We start from the raw sequence: 21,728 nt of genomic DNA on the forward strand, positions 1-21,728 counted from the left end.
CTCAATCCCTCGCAGCCGAAGCAGACACACGCTCACACACCCGCGATCACGTCACGGCCTGATTACGCGTCATCGTACTTCTGTTTAAAGGGAGTTGCGGGATCGCTCGACATACTCCGGATGGAGACTCAGAAAAGCTGGAGCAAGTCCCGCAGCAGGTCGCGGCTTTCGTCCGGTCCGGGGCTGTCCTGCTGGAGCTCCTTCATCGCGGACTCGTACTGGAGCACGTCCTCGCGCTTGTCCAGATACAGGGCGCTGGTGAGCTGCTCCAGATAGACCACGTCGGACAGATCGGACTCGGGGAAGCTGAGGATGGTGAAGGCTCCGCTCTCCCCGGAGTGCCCGCCGAGGCTGAACGGCATGACCTGGAGGCGGACGTTGGGCAGATCCGAGATGTCGATCAGATGCCGAAGCTGGCCGCGCATCACCTCGCGGTCACCGTAGGGGCGGCGCAGGGCTCCCTCGTCGAGAATGACGTGAAACTGCGGGGCGTTCTCCGAGAGGAGGTACTTCTGCCGCTCGAGCCGCAGGGCCACCCGCCGGTCGATGTCCCCCGCACTCGCGCCCTTCATGCCCCGGGCGACGACCGCGTGCGCGTACGCCTCGGTCTGCAACAGGCCGTGCACGAACTGGACCTCGTACGAACGGATCAGATGTGCCGCGCCCTCCAGGCCGACGTAGGTGGGGAACCAGCTCGGCAGCACGTCCGAGTAGCTGTGCCACCAGCCGGCGACATTGGCCTCCTTCGCGAGGGAGAGCAGGGACGTCCGTTCGGCCTCGTCGGTGATCCCGTACAACGTCAACAGGTCCTCGACGTCACGCGTCTTGAAGCTCACCCGTCCCAACTCCATGCGGCTGATCTTCGACTCCGAGGCCCGGATCGAGTAGCCGGCCGCTTCCCTGGTGATGCCGCGCGCCTCGCGAAGACGCCTGAGATGGGATCCCAGCAGAATGCGCCGCACCACCGACCCGCTCGAGTCACCAGCGCTCACTTGTCAGCCTCCCCAACCGTCCTTCAGACCGCGCAGTCTGCCACTAAAACACTTCGAGCAGTACTCGTACGGTTACAGAAATGGAAAGCAGTCAAAGCTGAGACACGTCGGAGATCAGGAAGGGGCAAGCAACAGGGAAGAAACTGGCCGAAGAAACAAGCAGAAAGCGGTACAGCAGCGGCCAATTCCGGCGCGTGCACGTGCATCTGCCCTTGCATCTGCCTGGCTCATCCGAAACCATGGTCCCGCGCCACCGCTCCATCGCACCGACCGCGAACACCCGGGAGTGCCTCGCATGGGGACGAATGGATCGACCATGCTCGAGCCCTTACGGCAGGGACTTCCGCCGCTCGACCTCGCGGCCGTGTCCAGCGCAGCCTCCTGTGCCCTGCCAGCCCGCCTCGAAGCGGTCCGGGAAGCACGCCAGTTCACCCGAAGAACCCTGAACCAGTGGGACGTGGGCGAGCGCTTCGACGATGTGTGTCTCGTGGTCTCCGAACTCGTGACCAACGCCCTGCGACACGCTCTGCCCGCCCCCGCCCTGCGCGCGTGTGACCAGCACCCCCCGGTGCGGCTGCACCTGGTGCGCTGGACCACGCGACTGGTGTGCGCCGTGCGCGACCCCAGTCACGACAGTCCGGTCGCGGGCGACTCGGAGGACTTCTCGGCCGAATCGGGCCGCGGGCTGTTCCTGGTCGACTCGTTCGCCGACAGCTGGGGCTGGCACCCGCTGGCGGGCACGCTGAACGGCAAGGTCGTCTGGGCCCTGTTCCGGCTGCCGTCCACCCCGGCGTGCGCGGAGTGACGCCCCGCGGCGCTTTCTGAGGCGGTGGATCTACGCGTGTTACATCCCGCGGCGCACAACGCGCCGCGGGACGAACGCGGTGACGGGCCGACCGGCCGGGGGCTGCCCGGGCCGACGGAACGACCGGGCGCTCTCACGCGTCCCGCCGCCGACTGCGCGCCCGTTCCTGCGCTTCCGCCCTCGTGCCCGCGCGCTTCCACGCACGCGTTTCCGCACTTCCACCTTCACGCCCCCACGCACACGTTCCCGCACTTCTGCGCACGGCGTTCCCGCACTTCTGCGCACGGCGTTCCCGCGCTTCTGAGCACGCGTTCCCGCGCGTGCGCGCACGCGCCCCGTGCTTGCGCGCACGCGTCCCTGCCCTTGTGGGCACCGGGACCCCTGTGCTCTACGCGCGTTGCCCGTGCACCTACACGTGTTACCGCGTGCCCGCACGGGTCACGCGATCAGATGGTCGAACTCCCCGTCCTTGATGCCGAGCAGCATCGCCTCGATCTCCGCACGGGTGTAGACGAGCGCGGGCCCATCGGGGAAGCGGGAGTTGCGTACCGCCACCTCTCCCCCGGGCAGCCGGGCGAACTCCACACATGACCCCTGGGAGTTGCTGTGCCGGCTCTTCTGCCAGGCCACTCCGTGCAGCTCCGTCGCAGCCATGCCGTTGTACACGTCATCCACGTCGCACACGTCGTGGTCCACAGGTCGCTCCCGGGTGGTGCATTGGCTGGTATGGCCGTCTATGCAGTGGTCAACTGTCCCGGATCATAACTCTGTTCACATGCAGATGCATGGGCAGATGCACGTGCACGGGGGGTGTCCCTGCGATTACAGCGTTTGCAGTCCTTTGACTACAGCGTGACTGCCGCCTGACTGCAGCTCGTCAAGCGTTTGCCCCAGAGCCCGCAACACATGCGACCTCCAGCCCCCGTCCATGATCTTCCGCGCCATCAGCTGTGCCGGATCGTCCGGGTCGAACCCTTCATGCACTAGGAACAGACGCGTTCCGCGCCCTTCCTGTTCCAACGTCCAGGTGATGGTCCAGTGCACGGGACGGTCGGGGTCGGCGTCGGCCCACCGGACGCGCAGCATCCGCTCTGGCTCGAAAGCGAGGACCCGCACGTCAACCGTGCCGGAGAAGTTGGCGTTCGGTCGTGGGACCGAGGTCATCGTGTAGCGGTGGCCGACTTCGAGACGGAAGTTCTCCGCCCCGGGCATCAGCCACTGCGCGAGCAACGCGGGTTCGGTGAGGGCGCGCCAGACCTTGGCCGGCGGATGCGGCAGAAACTGGTCGACGCGGAGGGTGGTGAGGTCGCCGTCACCGGGCGCGGTACTCATGGACGGTCATCGTCGGGCATGTGGTCGAGCAGTTCACCGAGGCCCTTCAGCCGCTCGCGCCAGAACCGCTCGTACGGGTGGAGCCAGTCCTGCACCTCGGCGAGCGGAGCCGCCTCGAGACGGTAGATGCGCCGGCGGCCGGAACGCTGCTCGGAGACGAGCCCCGCCTCCCGCAGCACCTTCAGATGCTCCGAGAGGCTGGGCCGCCGCATGGCGAAGTGGTCGGCCAGGGCCTGGACGGGCTGCGGGCCCTCCTCACGCAGCAGACGCAGCACCTCGCGGCGCGTGGCGTTGGCGAGGGCGGCGAACACCCGGTCCTCGTCGGCCGCGCGGACGTCGGCGGCCGTACCCCCCGTACCCGTCCCGGTCATGGCGCGATCAAAAGCCTTCCTTCTCCGTGAGCAACATCAGACCGTTGCCGTCGGGGTCCCGGAAGGAGGCCATCCGGCCCCAGGGGAGGTCGTCCGGGCCCTGCACGGGGACACCCGCCGCGGTCAGCCGGGCGCAGTCGGCGTCGACATCGGTCGTCACCAACATGATCCCCCGGACCTCGCCGGGCCGGAAACCGCCCATGTCCGGGCCGGAGAGCGTGAAGACGGTCTGCGCGCCCCTGGGTGCGACCTGGAGCCAGCGCCCCTGAGGCATCGCGCGGTCGGCGGTGATCTCGAAGCCCAGGAGGTCCGTGTAGAAGCGCAGGGCGCGGTCCTGGTCGGAGACGGGGAGCGTGACGAATGAGGCATGGGTGATGGTCATACGCGGCACGATAGGTAGGGGATGCCCTACGCGTCAAACGTAGGGCATCCCCTACCTATAGCCGTGAGGACACCACTGGCGGCCGGCCCGAGCGGGCCTGGCGGGCGTGAAGGTCTGCCGTTCGCGCGGCCGCGTCCGGACCTTCGGCCTGTCCCGGATCAATCTGCGTGAGCAAGCGCACGCCGGATATCTCCCCGGGGTGCGCAAGTCCTCCTGGTAGCTTGCTGCGGCCGTCCCCGATCCCATCGGCACCCCTGGGAGACTTCAGTGATGACCGCGATCCACGTCACCCGCCGGCAGGCCCGTGTCTCGCTCGCGTCCGCGGGCCTTGCGGCCGCGCTCCTGCTGACCGGCTGCACCAGCGGTTCCGGGGACGATGGCTCGGGGACGGGAGGCGGCTCCTCCACGCCGAGCGCGGCCGGGTCCACGGCGGACACCGGCGGCTCGCCGAGCGCCAAGGCCGGGAAGCTGGAGGGCAGTTGGCTTGCCACGACCGGCGGCAAGGCCGTGGCCTTGGTGATCACGGGCAAGCAGGCCGGGCTCTTCGCGACGGGCGGCACCGTGTGCAGCGGGACGGCGGGCGAGGAGGCGGGCATGCAGATGATCCACCTCAAGTGCACGGACGGCAGCAAGAGCCGGGCGACCGGCATGGTCGACTCCGTGAACTCCACGAGCATGAAGGTGACGTGGCAGGGCGGCCTCGGCGCGGAGTCCTATGTGAAGGCCGAGGGCGGCAAGCTGCCGAGCGGGCTGCCGACGGCGAACCTGGGGTCGTGACCCGCCGGCTGTCGCCCGGGGCTTAGGGATCTGAGGGATCTGAGGGGTCGGAGGGGCCGGCCTGCGGGGGCCTTCCAGCTCCGGGGCCCGTCGCCGTGTGAAGCGTTGGCGCCTTTCGGCGGCGTCCTCGGATGGGGCCCTTTCGGTGGCGCTTTTCGCCTGCGTCCGTCGACGTCGTCTTTCGGCGCCTGTGGCCCGTGGGCGCGTGCCGGTCGTTGAGCGCCTCGCGGTCGGCTCGTTCCGCTGGGCGCACGGGGTCATATCCGCCGGCGCGCGGAGGCATGTCCGGCATCGCACGGGGGCATGCGCCGTTGCGTATGGGGCCATAGGGGATGAACCGCCCCCGTCACGGGCTGGAGCGCGGGCCGGATACCGGGGGCGCGCAACGTCTCGCGGACCGCCTGCGTGATGATCCTTGGACACCGTCACGATCCCAGAGGACCCACATGCGTACGATCCGCGTCCCCCTCGCCGTCACCGCGCTCGCCGCGGCCCTCACCCTGACCGCCTGCGACAGCAAGAGCGGCGGCCACGACGGGGCGAAGGCCGCCGAGTGCGCGGTCGCCGTCAAGGTCGGTCCCGGCAACGCGGCCACCTCCGCGGGCGACACGGGCAACGTCCCTGTCACCGTCACGAACCGCGGCAGCGACACGTGCACCTTCCAGGGCTTCCCGGGTGTCGAGATGACCGGCGGCAGTTCCTCCTGGAGCGTCGCGAAGGAGCAGGATGCCAAGCCCGCGAAGGTGACGCTCCAGAAGGGCGAGGCGGCGACCTTCACCATCACCTACGTTCGCGGGGACGGCGGCTCGCTCAGCGCGGCGACGCGCGCCGTCAAGATCACCATCCCGGGCGCCGGCGACGCGAAGAGCTACCCGTGGTCGTACGGCGACGTGGCCCTGAAGACCCCGGACAGCCCCGACGCCTCGGTGAGCCCGATCCAGGTCGCCGGCGACTGACCGGTCCGCAGGGCCTGACCCGTATCCCGGGGAGCCGGGGTACGGGCGTGGAGCGGGGAGGCCCGCTCAGGGAAGGCGCGGTCGGTCCCCGGCCCCCGGTTGTTCCCCGACCCGGGCCCGGTCGGCGGCCGCGGCCCCCTGCTCCCAGCCGGCCGCGTCGTCGACCCCGCGCAGCCGGGTGGTGACCGTGTCCGGGAACATCCGCTCCATGTGGTCCGCGACGGCCACGTCCCGGGCCGCCAGTACGGGGAGCAGATCCCCCTCGGACCCGGCCACCTGGCCCTCGGCGGCGGCCCTGAGCCGGTCGCCGATGCGGTGTGCGTAGGCGGCCAGAAACGACTGCCGGAACGTCTTCGTACGCTTCCGGCCGCCCTTGCGCTGCGCCGCCTCCGCCTTCGTCATGGCGGCGGTGGCCTGCACGAGCAACGAGGTGTAGAGGAGCTCGACGGCCTCCAGGTCGGGCTCGAAGCCGATGACCGTGGAGAAGCCGAAGGGCTCGTTCCACACGGCCCGGCAACGGTTCGCGGTCGCCACCGCGTCCAGGAGCACCGCCTTGGCCGTCTCGTACGGCGGTTCCACGCCTATGCGGCAGGCGCCCGGCGCCTCCCCGGTGTGCGCCCGGGCGGCGAGCAGCGCCTCGTCGATGCTGTGCCGGGCCATCAGCTCCTGCGCCTTGGCGCTGAGCGCCTCCGCCTCCTCCGGATATCCGGTCGCCTCCGCCTTCGCGAGCAGCGCACGGATACGGGTGAGCATCCGGGACTCCGGCTGCTGCGGGGCGGCGGTCCGCCCGGGCGCGTCGAGCGGTTCGAGGGCGGGGAGGCGGAGCAGCAGGCGGTACAGCTCCAGTACGGCGGTGGCGTACGAGAAACGGTCGGGCAGGCCCGGAGGTTCCGCGTCCAGGTCCTGGAGCTGGGCGGCCCAGCGCGCTCCCGGGGACGGCCGCTGTCCGGCTTCCTTGAGGATCAGCGCCGACACCAGGCGTACATGCGGGTCGTCCAGTTCGCGCCGCACGATGCGTACGACGTCGGCGGGCTGCCAGCCGCGCCGCCAGGCGGCGCCGACGAACTGCTCGCCGCGCCGGGCCAGTTCGCCGTCGGCCGCCGGATCGGCGGCGAGCAGCGAGGCGCCGGTGTCCAGGGCCGCGTCGGCGTCATCGTAGAGGGCTGTGTGGAAAGCGCGGTCCACGGTGGTCGTCGTACTCACGCGTTCGATCGTGACATGAGCGCCGCCCGGACCCGTCCCGGCCCTTCCTCACGTAGGGCGAGCCGAACCGTCAACTTCAGGTTGACAGAGACCAAGCGTCAACCTACAGTTGACACATGACGGCCAAGCCTCAGATCACAGTGAATCTGCGTCTCGACGACCTCATCGAAGCCATCAAGAAGGTGCACACCGACGCCCTGGAGCAGCTCCAGGACGCGGTACTCGCCGCGGACCACCTCGGCGACGTGGCCGACCATCTGATCGGCCACTTCGTGGACCAGGCCCGGCGCTCGGGAGCCTCCTGGACCGACATCGGCAAGAGCATGGGCGTGACCCGGCAGGCGGCGCAGAAGCGCTTCGTTCCCAAGGAGTCGGCGGACCTCGACCCCAGTCAGGGGTTCGGCCGCTACACGCCACGCGCGCGCAACGTCGTCATGGCGGCCCACAACGCGGCGAAGGAGGCGGGCAACGCCGAGACCGTGCCCGAGCACCTCGTCCTCGGCCTGCTCGCCGAACCGGACGGCCTCGCCGCCCAGGCGATCACCGCGCGCGGGATCTCCCTGGACGCGGTCCGCGAAGCGGCGACCTCGGCACTGCCGCCCCGCGCCGAGGAGGTCCCCGAACTCGTGCCCTACGGCCCCGCCGCGAAGAAGGCCCTCGAACTCACCTTCCGCGAGGCCCTCCGCCTGGGGCACAACTACATCGGCACCGAGCACATCCTCCTCGCGCTCCTCGAACTGGAGAACGGCGAGGGCGTACTGTCCGGACTCGGGCTCGACAAGGCGACCACCGAGGAGCACCTCGCGAAGGCGCTGGCCGAGATCAGCAAGGCCCTCGGACACACGGCCCCCGGACAGGAGGACTGAGCCGGCCCGGACGGCACGTCCGGCCCGTTGTCAGACCCCCCTGTCAGACTCGCAGACATGACCGGGCGCTGGGCTCTCGCTCCGGCCGAGGACGGCGGCGTGGAGATCGCCGCCCTCGGCCCGGACGGCCTGCCCGCCGGGCCTGTGGTCAGGGAGGGGGATCTCGCCGAGGCCGTGCGGACACGGCCCGAGGTCACCCGGTGGGTGTGGCGGTCCACCGCCGACGTCCAGCCGCGTCTGCTCGCCACGGGGGTGCGAGTCGACCGGTGCTACGACGTCGAGGCCGCCGAGACCCTCCTCCTCGGCCACGAGGGGCGCCTCGGTGAACCCCGGTCGGCCGCCGCCGCACTGGCCCGGCTGCGCGGCGGCCCCGTACCCCCGGATCCCCCGCCCCGCTCCGCCGAGCCCGGCTCGCAGTCCTCCCTGTTCGAGCCGCGCCCCGTCCACGTCCCCCTGAAGGACCTCGTCGAGGTGTACGCGGACCAGCAGCGCCGGCACGGCGCCGCCGCGCACCCGGACCGCATGCGGCTGCTCACCGCCGTCGAGTCGGCCGGGATGCTCGTGGCCTCCGAGATGAACCGGTCCGGGCTGCCCTGGAGCGCCGACGTCCACCGCGAGCTGCTCCACGAACTGCTCGGCGAGCGGTACGCGGGCGGCGGTGAACCCCGGCGGCTGGCCGAGCTGTCCGACGAGGTGTCGGCCGCCTTCGGCCGCCGGGTGAGACCCGATCTGCCCGCCGATGTGGTCAAGGCGTTCGCACAGGCCGGGATCCGGGTGCGGTCCACCCGTCGCTGGGAGATCGAGTCCGTCGACCACCCCGCGGTCAAGCCCCTTCTGGAATACAAGCGGCTGTACCGCATCTGGGTCGCCCACGGCTGGTCCTGGCTCCAGGACTGGGTGCGCGACGGCCGCTTCCGGCCCGAGTATCTGCCGGGCGGCACGGTCACGGGACGCTGGGTCACCAACGGCGGAGGCGCCCTCCAGATCCCCAAGGTCATCCGCCGCGCCGTCGTCGCCGACCCTGGCTGGCGGCTGGTCGTGGCCGACGCCGCCCAGATGGAGCCGCGGGTCCTGGCCGCGATCTCCCGCGACCCGGCGTTCATGGAGGTGGCCGCCCGCGAGGCCGACCTCTACCAGTCGGTGTCGGACCGCGCGTTCTCCGGCGACCGTGACCAGGCCAAGCTCGCGGTCCTCGGCGCGATCTACGGCCAGACGTCCGGCGACGGCCTGAAGAACCTCGCCGCCCTGCGCCGCCGCTTCCCCAGAGCCGTCGCGTATGTCGACGACGCGGCGCGCGCGGGCGAGGAGGGCCGGCTCGTGCGGACCTGGCTCGGGCGGACGTCCCCGCCGGCGGCCGGCGCCTCGGAGGACGCCACGCAGGAGGCGGGCATCCCGCAGGAGGACGCCCAGGAGAGTGCGGCCGACGAACCCCAGCAGTGGATGCCGGGGTACGCCTCGACGAACTCCCGCGCCCGCGGCCGCTTCGCGCGCAACTTCGTGGTGCAGGGCAGCGCCGCCGACTGGGCCCTGGTACTGCTCGCCGCCCTGCGCCGCTCCTGCGCGGGCCTCGCCGCCGAGCTGGTGTTCTTCCAGCACGACGAGGTGATCGTGCACTGCCCGGCCGAGGAGGCGGACACGGTGGCCGCCGCGATTCAGGAGGCCTCGGACCTGGCGATGCGGCTGACGTTCGGCGAGACACCGGTACGCATTCCGTTCACCACGGCGGTCGTCGAGTGCTATGCGGACGCGAAGTGAGGGCGCCGACGTGGTCGAGCGGCGACCGGAGTGCCGCCTGGGCGGGCCGCCCGGCTCACCCCTCCGCCAGCCGTTCCCGCAGTTCCCCCACCACCGGGCTGTCCGTGCCGTCCAGCGCGGCGAGGGCGGTCGTCCACTGCCGGCGGGCCTCGTCGACCTCGCCGTCCGCCAGGTGGAGCAGACCTCGCTGGTGGCGGGCGAGACCCCCGGCGTAGCAGTCGCCGCGGCGGCCCGCGAGCGTCAGCAGCACATCGCACTCCCGCGAGGCCCGCTCCAGGTCGCCCCGCTCCCGAAGCGCCCGCACCAGCCCCAGCCGGGTCTGCGACTCGCCCTGCCAGTGGCCATGGCCGCCGAGGATGCGCAGGCTCTCCTCGAAGTGCGGTACGGCGGCATCCGGTTCACCGAGGATGAGATGGTCGAAACCGATGTTGCAGTGGGCGGTGTGGCGGATGACGACATGGCCCATCCGCTCGCCGATCTCCAGGCTCCGGCGGTGGTGGTCGACGGCCGCTCTCGGGTCCGTGTGCGCGTAGAGGTTGCCGAGGTTGCTGTAGGTGATGGCCTCCTGCATCGGGTCGCTGAGGACCCGTGTGTACTCCAGGCACCGCCGCAGCGTCTCGCCTGTCTCCTCGTAGCGGCCGAGCTGCTCCAGCAGCACCGCGCGCCTGTTGAGACCGCGGAGCAGACAGGAGAGGTGGTCGAGGCACCCCCAGATCGCCAGCGCCTCGTCGAGCTGGGCGAGCGCGTCGTTGCCGCGGCCCTTCAGGCAGTTGAGACCGGCCAGGTCCAGCAGCGCGAACGCCTCCGCGGGCGCGTCACCAAGCCGGTGCACCCCGTGCAGGGCGGCGCGGACGAGCACCTCCAGCTCGGCGACATGGCCGCGGCTCTGGAGATGGGGAGCGATCAGGCGGACGAGCAGCGGGACATGGGCGGAGGTGTCCGCATGACGCTCCACCAGGGCGACCATGTTGTCCAGTTCGAGGGCGATCCAGTCGGCGGCGGCGCGGGCGGAGCCGAAGACGGGCACGGCCGCCACGTCCGCGGCGTACGTCACGGGCTGCGACGGTGTCGCCCGGAGCCGGTCCTCGCGCTCGGCACCCGACTCGGCGGTGGCCTCGTACGCGCGGGTGGCCATGGCCGTGTACCAGCGCAGGGCGACTTCCGCGGGGCTGTCATCCGCGGGGTCCGGGGCGGGGTGGTGTGCGGGGTCGGGGGCGGGGTGGTCCGCGGGGTTCGGGGCGGGGTGGTGTGCGGGGTCGGGGGCGGGGTGGTCCGCGGGGTTCGGGGCGGGGTGGTGTGCGGGGTCGGGGGCGGGGTGGTCCGCGGGGTTCGGGGTGGGGTGGCGGCCCACGGTCTCCTCGTTCACCGCGGTCTCCCGGGCGAAGTCCCGGACGAGGTCGTGCGGGGCGTACCGCCCGTACGCCGTCTCCTCCAGGAGGGCGACATCGACGAGCCGGTCGAGGGCGGCCTCGGCACGGCGCTCGTCCGTGCCCAGAAGGCGGGCGAGCAGGGCCGCCCCGTAGCCCGGCAGGTCCAGCGCGCCGATACGGCCGAGGGCACGCGCCGCGTCCCGGTCGGCCTCGCGGTCCGAGGCCCGTAGGGCGTCATGGGCGACGGCGAGTGATCTGCGCACGCTCAGGTCGTCGTACTCCAGGTGGTGCAGCCGGCCCTCGGTGGCGGCCAGTTGACCGGCCAGGACGTCCGGGGCGAGCGCGCGGCGGGCGGCGAGCCGGGCGGCGACGACGCGCAGGGCGAGCGGCAGCCGCCCGGCGAGTTCGACGAGCGGATGCGCGGCGTCGAGCCCGTCCCTGCCGGAGACCGCACGGAGCAGGGCCGCGCTGTCCTCGTCGGAGAGAGGGGCGAGCGGGACCCGGTGGGCGCCGTCGAGCGCGGTGAGCGGAGAACGGCTCGTCACGATGACCGCACAGCCGGGTCCGCCGGGCAGCAGCGGTCTCACCTGGGCGGCGTTCGCGGCATCGTCCAGCACCATCAGCGTGCGGGTGGGGGCGAGAAGGGAGCGCAGCAGCGCGGCCGCCGCGTCCGGGTGCCGGGGAATACGGCGGGGCTCGGCGCCGAGGTCGCGCAGCAGCGCGGTGAGCGCCTGCTCGGGGGTGAGCGGGGTCATGCCGGGCGTGGCGCCGTGCAGATTGACGTAGAGCTGGCCGTCAATGAAACGTTCCCGTAGGCCGTGCGCCACGTACAGCGCGAGCGCGCTCTTGCCGACGCCGGCCATACCGCTGAGCACGGCGACGCGAGGGGTGTCGCTTTCGGCACCGAGGAAGCGGTGCAGTTCGCGGCGGTCGGCATCGCGACCGGTGAAGTGCGCGGGCGCGGGCGGAAGTTGGGCGGGCCGGGGCACGGCGGGCGTGGCCGGGGCGCCGCTGCCGGCGTCGGGTGTGGCCTGAGCCTCGGGCGCGACCTGGGCGCCCGCGCCGGAAACGTGGGGTTCGCCCGGGGCGTGCGGTCCGGCGGTGCCCCCGCCGCCGATGCCCCTGCCGTCTGCCTCCCCTCCGTCGGACGCCCCGCCGTCGGTGTCCCCGTCCTCTCCCCGCGCGTGCCCGATTCCCCGCGCGTGCCCGATGTGCCTGGCGTGCCCGATGTGCCTGGCGTGCCCGGGGCCGGCGCTCCTCTGCGGGAACCCGGACAGGCCCGGTTCGTCGTCCCGGAGGATCTCCAGATGGGCCTCGCGCACCGCGCTGCCGGGCTCGACCCCGAGTTCCCCGATCAGCCGTGCCCGCAGATCGCGATGGACGGCCAGGGCCTCGGCCGGGCGGCCGGTGCGGTGCAGTACGAGCATGAGCAGCCGGTGGAAGCCCTCCCGCAAGGGGTGTTCGGCCACCAGCGCGGCCAGCTCCGGCGCGAGACCACCGAGCCGGGCACCGCCGAGGTGCAGCTCGGCGTCGTACCGCCACTCCAGGGCCAGCAGCCGCGCCTCCTCCAGGCGCTGCACCAGCGCATGTCCGACCGTGTCGGGAGACAGCCCGCTGAGCGGGGCTCCGCGCCACAGTGCGAGCGCGGCGGATGCCTCGCCGACGGTGCGTTCCCAGTCGCGGCCGGTGTGCGCGGCGCGGGCTGCGGACGCGTGCCTCTCGAAGACACGGACGTCCAGCTCACCCTCGTCGACCCGCAGGAGATAGCCGGGCGGCACGGCCCGCAGCCGCTCGGGGCCGTCCGCGCCGAGAACGCGGCGCAGCCGGGTGACATGGTTCTGCAGGGACGCCTGCGCGGAGGCCGGCGGGGCGCCGCCCCAGAGGGCGTCCTTGAGCGCGTCGACCGAGACGACGCGGCCCGGCCACAGCAGCAGCGCGACCAGCAGGGCACGCATCTTGCCGCTGCCGATCGGCCGGCTCCCCCCGTCGGAGTCGTACACGACGGGCGGGCCCAGCAGCCCGAACCGCAGCCCGTCCCGCATAGCCGCCCCGCTGCCCTTCCGCACGGCCCGACCGCCGTGCCTCACTTCACCGTGCGGCACGACTGCCGCTCACCGCTCTGCCGCGCGTACAGCCGCCTCGTTTTGACGCGGAGTTCGCATCCGCGTACGGCGAGTTCCGGCCGTTCGGCCCACGAGCTCCCCGGGGAACCGGCCAGCTCACGGCTCCTTTCAGGACCGTTGGCCACATGTTAGCGATCTGTTGGCGTGGCCTGATGTGATCCCTTCATCGGATCTGGCCCGACGGTGCGCGCGTAGATGCGCAGCTCGGGGGAGTGTCGCCGCCGTGGCCGGATTCCGGAAGCACGAGGGCCCGGTCGTCGGAGGTGAACGACCGGGCTCTTCGTCATCGGGGGCGTGCGGGCGGACCCCCGCCCCACGCTCCGCCGCCGTCCACCTCGCCCACCTCTGAGCCCCTACAGCTCCGTTGGGCCTCTAGGCATCTACGCCCTCTACAGCCGCTACGCCCGCTACAGCCGCTACAGCCGCTACAGGACAGGCGGTCGCCCCAGTCTCGTCAATCGCCACACCGTGCGCCAGCGCATGGGCCGCCGCTCGCCGCCCGAGGTCCGCAGCCCCTCCACGAACCCGCCGAACCAGGCCCTCAGCCCGCCGACCGATCGCGTCCGCAGGAGGGTGACGGCGATCCAGACCCCCAGGTGCACGGGGATGAGTGGCAGGGGCAGCCGACGCCGTACGAGCCACACGCGGTTCCGCGCGGTGACCCGGTAGTAGATGGCGTGCCGGGCGGGCGAGGTCTTGGGGTGCTGGAGGAGCAGTTCGGGCGCGTAGAGGATGGTCCAGCCGGCGTCGGCGGCCCGCCATGCGAGGTCCGTTTCCTCGTGCGCGAAGAAGAACTCGGCCGGCCAGTCCCCGGTTTCGGCGAGCATCGCCATGGACAGCGCGTGCCCACCGCCGAGGAAGCCGGTCACCGGCCCGCCGCGCATCGGATCGGCGGCGCCGACACGGGGCACATGCCGCCGCTGGGTCTCGCCGTATTCGTCGGCGATACGGAACCCGACGATGCCGAGCCTGGGGTCGGCCGCGTAGAGATTCCGGACGCGCCGGAGTACGTCGGCTTCCACGAGCAGCCCGTCGTCGTCCAGTTCGACCACGACATCGACGTCCCCGAACTCCCGGAGCCGGGCGAGGGCAACGTTTCGCCCGCCGGGGCAGCCGAGGTTCTCGTCGACCTCGACACAGGTGACCTCGCCCGGAAGACCGAGACGCTCGGCGAACTCGGGCAGAGGGCAGCCATTGCCGACGACGACGATGCGGGACGGGGCGAGGTCCTGCTTGGCGACGGAGGTGAGGAGGGCGTCGACCTCGGCGGGCCGGTTGCCCATGGTGACGACCGCTACGGCGATACGGGGCCCCGGCTCCTGCTGCGACACGACACCCACCCCATCCCGGCCTACGACTGTTCACGCGATGCTAGCCGTTAACCAAGAGGACGCTCAGTGTCCTCCGGTTCTCCGCGCACCGGATGATTTTCCGACCGAGTGGGGCGGTTTTCTCCCCCGCGAGCACGGTCCGCCCCACCACGCACCCGCCGAACCACCACCGACACCGGCCACCACCTCCACCCCTCACGCAGGGCGCACAAGCGCACCGCAGGCACCGCAAGCACCGCAAGCACCGCAAGCACCGCAAGCACCGCAAGCACCGCAAGCACCGCAAGCACCGCAAGCACCGCAAGCACCGAACACATTGAACACACCGAACAAACCGAACACACCGACCCGGAATTCTCACCGATCAGCGAGAAAGGTGTCCCGCCTCGAAAACCGCCCCATGAATTCACGCTCGCCGCCCAACCCCCGACTTCCATTTCCTCATATCCCTCCTCGCGCCATAACCGAGAGCGTCACCCCCCACCGCCCGGCCGTCGTCGCCCTACAGCCCCCACCCCGGCCGACCGGCACCGCGAAGCGGCGGCCCAACGGGTCGGGTACCCTGGCCACGACCGCGCGCAGCGCACGAGAGGAACACAAGAGAAAGGGGACGGAGGATCGGAGCCCGAAAGGCACCGTGATTCCCACCGCCGATGCCGTCCATCCCGCGGGCTGGTTCGCCCAAGGAAATCTCCAGCCCCAGCAATCCTCATGTAAAGGAACTCGCCGCCCTCCGCCGCCGGCGGAACAGGCAGAATTCCGGAGTGACCCTCGTCGAGGGTTATGAGGAGCTGGATCTCGCCCTGCGGGCCGGAGTCCGTCCCCGCGAGCTGTATTTCTGCCCCGCGCTGACCGGTGGTTCGGACCCGAGGAACGTCCTGGCGCGCGCCGCCGACCGCGGAGCCGTCCTCTTCAGCCTGAGCCGGCAGGCCTTCGACAAGGCTGCCTACCGTGAGGGCCCGGACGGCTGGCTCGCCGTCGTACCGGACATCGAGACCGACCTCTCCCGTATCGATGTCGACAACCGCTCCCTCTTCGTCGTCTGCGAAAGCGTCGAGAAGCCGGGCAACCTGGGCTCGGTGCTACGCACCGCCGACGCGGCCGGCGTCACGGCCGTCATCTCGGCCAACCCCGTGACCGACTGGGGCAATCCCAATGTGATCCGGGCCAGCAAGGGCACGGTGTTCGCCGTCCCGATCGCCTCGGCCGACTCCGGGGACGTCATGCGCTGGCTGGACGAGCATTCGGTCAACGTCGTCGCCGCCACCCCCGACACGGACGTCCTGATGGCGGACGTCGACATGACCGGGCCCACGGCGATCCTGGTCGGCAGCGAGAAGTACGGCCTGTCGGACCAGTGGCTGTCGGGCAGCCACACCAAGGCGAAGATCCCCATGTTCGGCCAGGTCGACTCCCTCAACGTCGCGGTGTCGGCAGCCCTCTTCACCTACGAGGCCGTACGACAGCGCATGGCGTCGTCCCCCCGGGGCTGAGAGACACCCACCCCTCCAGAGACACTGTCACGGCGTGCCCAGCCACGACTCGAGGGCCGCGTCCAGCACCATGTCCTTGCGGCCGCCGAGCCGGAAAACGCCGGGTGTCCGCGCCGCGGTCACCTCACCGCGCAGCACCGCGCTTCCGTGGGCCAGCTCGTGATGGACGATGCCCACCCTGCCGCCGCTGCACAGCAGTTCGGCGGTGGAGCGCCGTTGCTCCGAGGACCCGGCGGCCCACACCGGTGCGGCGGCGAGCAGGGAGTGAGCCCGAAGCCGAAGCCCAGGGCCAGGTCCCGCCGGAAGACCGGCCGCAGCATGTGCGCGAGGTTGCCCGCGCGCTCCAGCCTGCCGCCCAGCGCGACCGGCACCAGCTCCGCTCCGAAGCCCTCCTCGGTGACCATCTCCTCGGCGGCGCCGCACAGTTCATCGCGCTCCTCCGCCGCCGGCAGGGCGCGGAAGCCCATCGGATTGGCCCGGTCGTACGGGCCCTCGAAGCGCTGCTCCAGAGCCTCGGCGCGGTCCTGCCGCGTGATGGTGTGTTCTGCCATGGTTCGACTCAGTGGGGCGTCCATGGGCGTCTGCTGCGATTACTGAGCGCCTGGTCAGCCAACCTGTTGGACGGCCGTGGACGGAGGCGAACCATCCCAGACCCAGCACCAACTGAGCCTGCAGCTGAGGCCCGGGAGCCCGCGTGGAGGGCCAGCCACGCTCGCCCTCGGTGGAGTGCGCGATGCGGTCCCGGATCCTGCCTGTTTTCTGGCTTGCGTGGGTGAACGCAGGTCGGTTGCGGGTGGGGGGTTCTAGGCTCGGGAGTTCAGTGCGGTGGCTGGACTCGGGGGATGGGGATGGGCGGCGTTGAGGTGCCTGACGGGGCATGGTTCGTCAGTCACGCGGGGGCGGACCGGGCCTGGGCGGAGTGGGCGGCGTGGCAGTTGGTCGATGCCGGTTTCCAGGTGGAGTTGGACTACTGGGACTGGGGTGCGGGTGACAACTTCGTCCTGAAGATGGACGCCGCTTTGGAACGGGGGCGTTTTCTGGCGTTGTTCTCCCCGGCCTACTTCGAGCCGGACCGGTTCACCACGCCCGAGTGGACCGCCATCGTGGCGATGAAGGAGAAGATCACCCCTGTTCGTGTCGCCGAGGTCGTCTCGCCGGCGATCCTGCGCCCCCTCATTGCCCCGAAACTGTTCGAGTTGAGTGAGGAGGCCGCCCGCCGGGTGCTGTTGGAGGCGGTCAGCGGCCCGCGTCGGCCGACCGTTGAGCCGGGCTTTCCCGGGGCGTTGCGGCAGCTGGGTGGCAGCGGGCCCCGCCTGCCCGGGTCGTTGCCGCGGGTGTGGAACCTGCCCGCCCGCAACGCCTCCTTCACCGGCCGGGACACCCTCCTTGTCCACCTGCGTCAGACACTGGCAACCAGTAGTCGTGTGGCCGTGCAGGCGCTGCACGGACGTGGCGGGGTCGGTAAGACCCAGCTCGCCGTCGAATACGCGTACCGCTTCGCCGGCGAGTACGAACTGGCCTGGTGGATTGCCGCCGAGGATCCCGCCCTTATCCCCGATCAGCTCGCCCAGCTCGCCACCCGCATCGGCGCCGCACCCGCCGACGGACCCTCCGCCGACGCCGTGGACGCGCTCCTGGGTGAGCTACGCACCCGTTCTCGCTGGCTGCTGGTCTTCGACAACATCGAAGACCCCGCGGTCCTGGCCCCCTATCTGCCGGGTGGTGGCGGCCATGTGCTCATCACCTCCCGCACTCCTCACTGGCAGGCCCACGCCAGCCCGCTGAATGTCGACGTCTTCACCCGTGCCGAATCGGTCGCCCTGCTGCATGCCCACGGCGCCGTTCTGGGGGAGACCGACGCCGACCTCCTCGCCCTTGCCCTCGATGACCTCCCCCTCGCCCTCGCCCAGGCCGCCGCCCTGCTCACCGACGGTCTGTCCGCTGCCGACCTGACCGCCGAACTGGCCCGTAACACCGCCGAGGTCCTGGCCGAGGGCCGCCCCACCGACTATCCCGTCTCCCTGGCCGCGCAGGTCCGTCTCACCACCAGCCGCCTGGAATCCGACCACCCCGGCGCGGCCGCCCTGCTGTCCGCCCTGACCCTGCTGGCCCCCGAACCCTTCCCCGTCACCACCTGCGCCGGCCACCTCCCCGATGACGCCTCCATACCCCTGACCGACGCCCTGGCCACCCGCCTGGCCGGCAGCACAGCGCTACGCGCCATCACTCGGCACAGCCTGGCCCGGGCCCAGAACGGCACCATCCAGCTCCACCGCCTCACCCAGACCGTGCTGCGCGACCAGCTGACACCCGACCAACGCCGGCAGGCGGGCCGGGACGCCGAGGCCCTCCTGACCGCGGCCACTCCCGGAGACGTCGGACATCCCTCGACGTGGCCCGCATGGCGAACACTCCTGCCCCACCTCCTCGCCGTGGACCCGGCCCTCATCACCACCGAGGGGGGACGGGATGTGGTCCGCGAGGCCTGCTGGTACCTACTGGACCGCGGCCAGGCCCGCACCACCCGAGACCGCCTCCAGCAGTTGTACGACACCTGGTTGCGGCAACTCGGCCCGGACCACGAATGCACCCTGCGGACCGCCAACTACCTCGCCCGCGCCCACGACGACACCAGGGACCATGCGCGCGCCCGCGCCCTGGACGAGGACACCCTCCAGCGGCGCCGCCGTCTCCTGGGCGAAGATCACCCCGCCACCCTGGGCACCGCCTCCAACCTGGCCATCCGGCTGGCGGCGCTGGGGCAGACCGAAGAGGCCCGCACCCTGGGCGAAGACACCCTCACCCGGCAGCGGCGGGTACTGGGCGAAGACCACCCCGACACCCTGCGCACCGCCTCCAACCTGGCCAACCGGCTGGCGGCGCTGGGACAGACCGAAGAAGCCCGCACCCTGGACGAAGACACCCTCACCCGGCAGCGGCGGGTACTGGGCGAAGACCACCCCGACACCCTGCGCACCGCCTCCAACCTGGCCAACCGGCTGGCGGCGCTGGGACAGACCGAAGAAGCCCGCACCCTGGGCGAAGACACCCTGACCCGGCGGCGGGGGGTACTGGGCGAAGACCACCCCGACACCCTGACCGCCATCAGGTTTTTGGAGCGGTTGGATGCGGCGCGGAACGATCCCGATATCGAGGAGTGATCAGTCAGCACACCGGCGATCCCCAAATCACGAGTTGTCCGATCTTGATCCGCGACCGTCCACACGTGTCCTTGGGATTCGAACGTCCGCAGGTCAGGGCTGTAGCCGAACGTCCAGGGAGCTGCTTGGACTGCTCGGGAGATGGCCACGAGTGAGATCGCCGACGTCGGTCATCCCGCGCGTCGGCAGGCACCGCATCGACAAGCCGCAGCCTGAGCATCTGGAGCGGATGTACCGGGCCATGCTCGACGCCGGCCAGGCCCCGTCGCACGTCGTGAAGGTCCACCGCATCCTGTCCCGCGCCTGCACGAAGCACGCAAGCGCCTGGCCCGAGCGCAGGGAGGGCGGACTCGTCTTCACTCGGCCCAAGACCAAGAAGAGCCGGAACGTCGTCCCCATCTCGCCTGTATTCATCCCGTTCTTGCACGACCACAAGGCTTGACAGGACGACATGCGAGCGGCAGCCGGGGAGCTTTGGCAGGAGCACCATGTCGTGTTCTCACGGCCGGACGGGCGCCCGCTCGACCCGCGCGCCGACTACGAGGAGTTCAAGGAGCTGCTCAGGGAGGCCGGGATCGACGACCGACATCTTTACGACGGGAGCCGCCACATGGCCGGCACGATCCTGAACGAGCTGGGCGCCGACATGCCCACGATCATGGAGATTCTCCGGCACACCCGGATCAGCCAGACCCGGCGCTATGTGAACGGTCGATCCCACCTGTCGAAGGACCCAATGCGGCGCATGGGCGAGTTCTTGGTACCCGCTCCACAGGGCCCTACCGAGGGGGAAACTGAGACCGCCGGTACCGCGTGGCACGCGCCCGCCGCCGTCGCCGCATCCGCTGAACGCAAAACCCCAGCTCAGACGGCGTCTGTGCTGGGGTTCGGATGGAGCCGCCTTCGGGATTCGAACCCGAGACCTACGCATTACGAGTGCGTTGCTCTGGCCATCTGAGCTAAGGCGGCGCGCCGCCGCACTATGGTGCGATCAGCAACGTCGGTAAGTCTACACAGTTTCCGGGGGCGCTCCGACCACCCCCCGGAGGCGACGCCTCCGGGGGGCCGGGAACAGTTACGAGCAGTGCTTTCCCCTCGCCGGTGGCGTGCCCCGCAGCAGATACGCGTCGATCGCCGCGTCGATGCACTTGCTGCCGCGGCCGTATGCCGTGTGTCCGTCGCCGTCGTAGGTCAGGAGTCTCGCGGAGGAGAGCTGCGATGCCAGGGCCTGCGCCCAGAGGTACGGGGTCGCCGGGTCGCGGGTGGTGCCGACCACTACGATCGGCGCCGCGCCCCGGGCCACGATGCGCTGCGGTCGGCCCGTCGCCTTCACCGGCCAGTACGCGCAGTTCAGCGACGTCCAGGCCAGCCCTTTCCCGAATACCGGTGATGCCTTCTCGAACACTGGAAGCGCCTCCTCCACCTCCGCCGGGCCGGAGAACGCCGATGGCAGGTCCAGACAGTTCACGGCCGCGTTCGCGAACATCAGGTTCGCGTATCTGCCGTGTGCGCCCCGCTCGTAATAGCTGTCGGACAGGACGAGCAGCGCGGCCCCGTCGTGGTGCTTGATCGCAGAGGTCAGCGCCGTGCGCAGCTGGGGCCAGGCCGCCTGGTCGTACATCGCGGCGATCACCCCGGTCGTGGCCAACGCCTCGCCGAGCCTGCGGCCGCTGGCGTCCCCGGTCGGGAGGGGGGACGCGTCGACCTTCGTGAAGAACGCCTTCAAATGGTCGCCGACCTTCGCCGGCGACGTCCCCGGGACGCCCAGCGGGCAGTCGGACCGCCGGACGCAGTCCCGGGCGAAGGACTGGAAGGCCGTCTCGAAGCCCACCGTCTGGTCCTCGTTGAGCCGGCGGGCGGACAGGGACGGATCCATCGCGCCGTCCAGCACCAGCCGGCCGACGCGGGCCGGGAACAGCCCCGCGTACGTCGCCCCGAGGAACGTCCCGTACGACGCCCCCACATAGTTCAGCTTCCGGTCGCCCAGCACGGCGCGCAGGATGTCCATGTCACGGGCCGCCTCGACCGTCGAGACATGGCGCAGCAGGTTCGCCGAATGGCGCTCGCAGCCCTCCGCGAACTTCTTGTCCGCGGCGACGAGCCGGTTCACCTCCGTCTGGTTGTCGGGCGTGAGGTCGGTCTGCGCGTAGGCGTCCATCTCGGGCCCGTTGAGGCACACGATCGGCTCGCTCTGGCCCACGCCGCGGGGGTCCATGCCCACCATGTCGTAGCGGGCGCGGATCTCGGCCGGATAGCCGGCGCCCGCGTACTGCTCCAGATAGCCGATGGCCGAGCCGCCCGGCCCGCCCGGGTTCACCAGCAGCGAGCCGAGGGGTTTGCCGTGGCCCGTGGCGCGCTTGCGGGCCACGGCCAGTCTCACGTCGCCCGCGGTGGGCCGGGCGTAGTCGCGGGGCGCCTTCATCGTGGCGCACTCGAATCCGGGGACTTTGCAGGGGCTCCAGGTCAGCCTCTGCGCGTAGTACGGAGACAGGGCCGGCGGCGTGGCCCGGGGCAGCGGGGCCAACGCCTCATCCGCTGTCGTCGCCGTCGTCACACCCCTGGCGGAGCAGGCCGATGCGAGCAGTGCGGCGGCGGCGAGCAGCACACCGCCCGTCCGCATCGCCCGGGACGGATGAGCCTGGGTCGGAGGAGCCTGGGTCGGGCGGAGAAGGCGGAAGAGGCGGAACGGACGGGAGCGAGGACGGTGCGGGCGGTGGGTCGGGGGCGAGGGGGGTGGTCCGGTGATGCGCCTGGTCTGCATCCCGTGAGCGTAACCCTGAGCGACGACTTGATTGCTCTGCGTCGCCTCGG

At 71.2% G+C, this 21,728-nt stretch carries 17 protein-coding genes, 1 tRNA gene and 2 pseudogenes; 9 read left to right on the forward strand and 11 right to left on the reverse strand.

The genetic code is table 11. From position 1 onward, the window contains the following. Positions 1-128: 128 nt before the first annotated feature. The gene (locus tag ACIP94_RS09510) at positions 129-965 is read right to left on the reverse strand and encodes a helix-turn-helix domain-containing protein (protein ID WP_402423029.1); all 837 of its coding nucleotides are present in this window, start codon (positions 963-965) and stop codon (positions 129-131) included. 343 nt (positions 966-1,308) lie between these two features. Here ACIP94_RS09510 and ACIP94_RS09515 point away from each other — a divergent pair, with 343 nt between their 5' ends. Beyond that, positions 1,309-1,797 (forward strand): ATP-binding protein, encoded by a 489-nt coding sequence (locus ACIP94_RS09515; RefSeq protein ID WP_402421952.1) that lies wholly within the window; start codon positions 1,309-1,311, stop codon positions 1,795-1,797. Between the two features lie 438 nt (positions 1,798-2,235). Here the strand turns inward: ACIP94_RS09515 and ACIP94_RS09520 are convergent, their stop codons facing one another. The 4 genes from ACIP94_RS09520 to ACIP94_RS09535 all read right to left on the reverse strand — a co-directional run bounded on the left by ACIP94_RS09520 (position 2,236) and on the right by ACIP94_RS09535 (position 3,882). Beyond that, positions 2,236-2,493 carry a DUF397 domain-containing protein gene (locus tag ACIP94_RS09520; protein WP_234512092.1) on the reverse strand — a complete coding sequence of 86 codons (258 nt, stop codon included), beginning with the start codon at positions 2,491-2,493 and terminating at the stop codon, positions 2,236-2,238. Between the two features lie 126 nt (positions 2,494-2,619). After that, complete coding sequence (locus ACIP94_RS09525) at positions 2,620-3,129, reverse strand: SRPBCC domain-containing protein (RefSeq protein WP_402421955.1); 510 nt, start codon at positions 3,127-3,129, stop codon at positions 2,620-2,622. Further along, positions 3,126-3,500, reverse strand: coding sequence for an ArsR/SmtB family transcription factor (locus ACIP94_RS09530; RefSeq protein ID WP_402421958.1), 375 nt, complete (start codon positions 3,498-3,500; stop codon positions 3,126-3,128). Before ACIP94_RS09530 ends, ACIP94_RS09525 begins: the two co-directional genes overlap by 4 nt. 7 nt (positions 3,501-3,507) lie before the next feature. Next, positions 3,508-3,882, reverse strand: a complete 375-nt coding sequence (locus ACIP94_RS09535) for a VOC family protein (protein WP_402421961.1) — start codon at positions 3,880-3,882, stop codon at positions 3,508-3,510. 118 nt (positions 3,883-4,000) lie between these two features. Between ACIP94_RS09535 and ACIP94_RS09540 the strand changes: the two are divergent. From ACIP94_RS09540 to ACIP94_RS09550, 3 genes and pseudogenes are all read left to right on the forward strand, one after another. After that, positions 4,001-4,102: pseudogene (locus ACIP94_RS09540) on the forward strand (30S ribosomal protein S14); the annotation flags it as partial. Positions 4,103-4,152: 50 nt separating this feature from the next. Further along, a complete protein-coding gene (locus tag ACIP94_RS09545; protein ID WP_402421964.1) occupies positions 4,153-4,659 on the forward strand; it encodes a hypothetical protein in 507 nt (168 codons plus the stop codon). Positions 4,660-5,105: 446 nt separating this feature from the next. Beyond that, a complete protein-coding gene (locus ACIP94_RS09550) occupies positions 5,106-5,615 on the forward strand; it encodes a DUF4232 domain-containing protein (protein WP_402421967.1) in 510 nt (169 codons plus the stop codon). Between the two features lie 66 nt (positions 5,616-5,681). Here the strand turns inward: ACIP94_RS09550 and ACIP94_RS09555 are convergent, their stop codons facing one another. Beyond that, positions 5,682-6,818: a DUF2786 domain-containing protein gene (locus ACIP94_RS09555; protein ID WP_402421970.1), complete on the reverse strand. Its 1,137-nt coding sequence runs from the start codon at positions 6,816-6,818 to the stop codon at positions 5,682-5,684. Positions 6,819-6,934: 116 nt separating this feature from the next. On the opposite strand from ACIP94_RS09555, the gene ACIP94_RS09560 reads away from it, so the two are divergent. Next, the gene (locus ACIP94_RS09560) at positions 6,935-7,684 is read left to right on the forward strand and encodes a Clp protease N-terminal domain-containing protein (RefSeq protein WP_402421972.1); all 750 of its coding nucleotides are present in this window, start codon (positions 6,935-6,937) and stop codon (positions 7,682-7,684) included. Positions 7,685-7,741: 57 nt separating this feature from the next. After that, on the forward strand, positions 7,742-9,439 hold the full coding sequence (locus ACIP94_RS09565; protein WP_402421975.1) for a bifunctional 3'-5' exonuclease/DNA polymerase: 1,698 nt from the start codon (positions 7,742-7,744) through the stop codon (positions 9,437-9,439). Between the two features lie 55 nt (positions 9,440-9,494). Here the strand turns inward: ACIP94_RS09565 and ACIP94_RS09570 are convergent, their stop codons facing one another. Further along, positions 9,495-12,851: a BTAD domain-containing putative transcriptional regulator gene (locus ACIP94_RS09570; RefSeq protein ID WP_402423032.1), complete on the reverse strand. Its 3,357-nt coding sequence runs from the start codon at positions 12,849-12,851 to the stop codon at positions 9,495-9,497. 506 nt (positions 12,852-13,357) lie between these two features. After that, positions 13,358-14,272, reverse strand: coding sequence for a glycosyltransferase family 2 protein (locus tag ACIP94_RS09575; protein ID WP_402421978.1), 915 nt, complete (start codon positions 14,270-14,272; stop codon positions 13,358-13,360). Between the two features lie 644 nt (positions 14,273-14,916). Here ACIP94_RS09575 and ACIP94_RS09580 point away from each other — a divergent pair. After that, positions 14,917-15,756, forward strand: a complete 840-nt coding sequence (locus ACIP94_RS09580) for a TrmH family RNA methyltransferase (RefSeq protein ID WP_402421981.1) — start codon at positions 14,917-14,919, stop codon at positions 15,754-15,756. Between the two features lie 119 nt (positions 15,757-15,875). On the opposite strand, the gene ACIP94_RS09585 is transcribed toward ACIP94_RS09580, so the two are convergent. After that, positions 15,876-16,307 carry a hypothetical protein gene (locus ACIP94_RS09585; protein WP_402421984.1) on the reverse strand — a complete coding sequence of 144 codons (432 nt, stop codon included), beginning with the start codon at positions 16,305-16,307 and terminating at the stop codon, positions 15,876-15,878. Between the two features lie 312 nt (positions 16,308-16,619). On the opposite strand from ACIP94_RS09585, the gene fxsT reads away from it, so the two are divergent. Continuing rightward, positions 16,620-18,917 (forward strand): FxSxx-COOH system tetratricopeptide repeat protein, encoded by a 2,298-nt coding sequence (fxsT, locus tag ACIP94_RS09590; protein WP_402421987.1) that lies wholly within the window; start codon positions 16,620-16,622, stop codon positions 18,915-18,917. Continuing rightward, positions 18,883-19,766, forward strand: a pseudogene (locus ACIP94_RS09595) (tyrosine-type recombinase/integrase). The gene fxsT and the pseudogene ACIP94_RS09595 overlap by 35 nt, the downstream one beginning before the upstream one ends. Positions 19,767-19,809: 43 nt before the next feature. Here the strand turns inward: ACIP94_RS09595 and ACIP94_RS09600 are convergent. Beyond that, positions 19,810-19,886, reverse strand: a tRNA-Thr gene (locus tag ACIP94_RS09600). 106 nt (positions 19,887-19,992) lie between these two features. Then, positions 19,993-21,537 (reverse strand): alpha/beta hydrolase, encoded by a 1,545-nt coding sequence (locus ACIP94_RS09605; protein ID WP_402421990.1) that lies wholly within the window; start codon positions 21,535-21,537, stop codon positions 19,993-19,995. Positions 21,538-21,728 lie beyond the last annotated feature (191 nt).

The organism is Streptomyces sp. NPDC093261 (assembly GCF_044753645.1).
GTDB lineage: Bacteria > Actinomycetota > Actinomycetes > Streptomycetales > Streptomycetaceae > Streptomyces.

What these genes read in the sequence shown, in the direction of transcription:
- ACIP94_RS09530 (WP_402421958.1), bottom strand. Translation starts at nt 3,500, where the DNA reads ATGACCGGGACGGGTACGGGGGGTACGGCCGCCGACGTCCGCGCGGCC.
- ACIP94_RS09535 (WP_402421961.1), bottom strand. Translation starts at nt 3,882, where the DNA reads ATGACCATCACCCATGCCTCATTCGTCACGCTCCCCGTCTCCGACCAG.
- ACIP94_RS09515 (WP_402421952.1), top strand. Translation starts at nt 1,309, where the DNA reads ATGCTCGAGCCCTTACGGCAGGGACTTCCGCCGCTCGACCTCGCGGCC.
- ACIP94_RS09585 (WP_402421984.1), bottom strand. Translation starts at nt 16,307, where the DNA reads ATGGCAGAACACACCATCACGCGGCAGGACCGCGCCGAGGCTCTGGAG.
- ACIP94_RS09545 (WP_402421964.1), top strand. Translation starts at nt 4,153, where the DNA reads ATGACCGCGATCCACGTCACCCGCCGGCAGGCCCGTGTCTCGCTCGCG.
- ACIP94_RS09605 (WP_402421990.1), bottom strand. Translation starts at nt 21,537, where the DNA reads ATGCGGACGGGCGGTGTGCTGCTCGCCGCCGCCGCACTGCTCGCATCG.
- ACIP94_RS09560 (WP_402421972.1), top strand. Translation starts at nt 6,935, where the DNA reads ATGACGGCCAAGCCTCAGATCACAGTGAATCTGCGTCTCGACGACCTC.
- ACIP94_RS09565 (WP_402421975.1), top strand. Translation starts at nt 7,742, where the DNA reads ATGACCGGGCGCTGGGCTCTCGCTCCGGCCGAGGACGGCGGCGTGGAG.
- ACIP94_RS09570 (WP_402423032.1), bottom strand. Translation starts at nt 12,851, where the DNA reads ATGCGGGACGGGCTGCGGTTCGGGCTGCTGGGCCCGCCCGTCGTGTAC.
- ACIP94_RS09550 (WP_402421967.1), top strand. Translation starts at nt 5,106, where the DNA reads ATGCGTACGATCCGCGTCCCCCTCGCCGTCACCGCGCTCGCCGCGGCC.
- ACIP94_RS09525 (WP_402421955.1), bottom strand. Translation starts at nt 3,129, where the DNA reads ATGAGTACCGCGCCCGGTGACGGCGACCTCACCACCCTCCGCGTCGAC.
- ACIP94_RS09580 (WP_402421981.1), top strand. Translation starts at nt 14,917, where the DNA reads ATGCCGTCCATCCCGCGGGCTGGTTCGCCCAAGGAAATCTCCAGCCCC.